The organism is uncultured Leptotrichia sp. (assembly GCF_938036635.1).
GTDB lineage: Bacteria > Fusobacteriota > Fusobacteriia > Fusobacteriales > Leptotrichiaceae > Leptotrichia > Leptotrichia hongkongensis.
The window spans coordinates 1-1,341 of the sequence record NZ_CALHQO010000312.1 but is presented as its reverse complement, the minus strand read 5'-3'; the positions used below and the strand labels follow the sequence as shown (position 1 = coordinate 1,341).

The window sequence follows — 1,341 nt, the reverse complement described above, 5'->3', positions numbered from 1 at the left end:
TATAAATAAATATATCTTTAAATAACGTATTTTTTGTTTTATAATACTTGGTTTACTTCTTCATAAAGTGCTTCTTTTGAATGTAACCCAACTAATTTTTTTACAGGTTTTCCATCCTTGAATAAAATTAATGTAGGGATGCTTTGAATTCCGAAAGATTGTGCTAATTCTAGTTCTTCATCTACATTTACTTTTCCTATTGTAGCTTTTCCTTCCATTTCTCCTGAAAATTCTTCAATAATAGGAAGTTGCATTTTACAAGGTCCACACCATTCTGCCCAAAAATCTACTAGAGCAACTCCATTTGCAATACTTTTTTCAAAATTATCTTTATTTAAACTTAATGCCATTTTACATCAACCTCTTTCTTAAAATCATTTTTGTTAAGTTTCATAATTTATAGTTTATTTTTTAAAAAAATTGTGTTATACTGTTTTTATAAAATCAACTATTCAATCAAGTAATTGAATAGTATCATATTTAAAATAAATTGTCAACACTTTTATTATAATTTTTAAAAGTATACTCAAATTTACTTTAAAATTCAGTTATTTAAGGATAAATGGGGACTTAGGAGCTTAATAATAATTTTTAAATTTAGATTTTATGAGATTTAGTATAAATGTAAAAGTAGAAAGGAGCTGAATTAAATGGATAAGATATGTCAAAATTACAAAAATAGCCTGTATTTGGGATTATCAAAAATTGGAAAATGCTTATCCAGTGAAAAAAGAATCGAAATACTGGATTTACTTGTGCAAGGATCAAAAACTGTGGAAAGTATTTCGAATGAAACAGGAATGAGTATTGCTAATACTTCAAGACATTTGCAGATTTTAAAGGATGGTAATCTAGTTGTCTGTGAAAAAAAGGGAAACTATGTTGTTTATGAGATTGCAAATACACAGATAATAGATTTGGTATACCTTCTGATTGGAGTAGGAGAGCAGCAATTGGCAGACATTCAACGGATACATAGCGAGTTTAATGACAGCTGCATGAAAATCCGTCCGATTACTTTGGAACAGGCTTATGAAATGGCAAAAAACAAAGAAACTTTAATAATAGACTTACGTCCGGCAGATGAATTTAATTCAAGTCATATAGAAAATGCAATAAATATTCCAATGAAGAATCTGGAAGAAAATATGAAGAATTTGCCCCAAAATAAAGAAATAATTGTTTATTGCAGAGGACGGAACTGTGCCTATGCAAATTTAGCTTCCAAACTTTTGAATGATAATGGATTTCATGCTTACAGCTTGAATCAAAGTTATTATGATTGGAAAAAATATGATAATTTTTGAGTTTGATTTTAAAAATAAGAAAGAGACTATTTCA

2 protein-coding genes are annotated in these 1,341 nt (G+C 27.7%); one reads left to right on the top strand and one right to left on the bottom strand.

Features of this window, described 5'->3' with window-relative positions; translation table 11 throughout:
• Window positions 1-38: 38 nt before the first annotated feature.
• On the bottom strand, window positions 39-350 hold the full coding sequence (trxA, locus tag Q0370_RS06270) for a thioredoxin (protein ID WP_021743652.1): 312 nt from the start codon (window positions 348-350) through the stop codon (window positions 39-41).
• A 300-nt stretch (window positions 351-650) separates the two neighbouring features.
• On the opposite strand from trxA, the gene Q0370_RS06265 reads away from it, so the two are divergent.
• Window positions 651-1,307 (top strand): metalloregulator ArsR/SmtB family transcription factor, encoded by a 657-nt coding sequence (locus tag Q0370_RS06265; protein ID WP_299573538.1) that lies wholly within the window; start codon window positions 651-653, stop codon window positions 1,305-1,307.
• Window positions 1,308-1,341: the final 34 nt, after the last annotated feature.

What these genes read in the sequence shown, in the direction of transcription:
- trxA (WP_021743652.1), bottom strand. Translation starts at nt 350, where the DNA reads ATGGCATTAAGTTTAAATAAAGATAATTTTGAAAAAAGTATTGCAAAT.
- Q0370_RS06265 (WP_299573538.1), top strand. Translation starts at nt 651, where the DNA reads ATGGATAAGATATGTCAAAATTACAAAAATAGCCTGTATTTGGGATTA.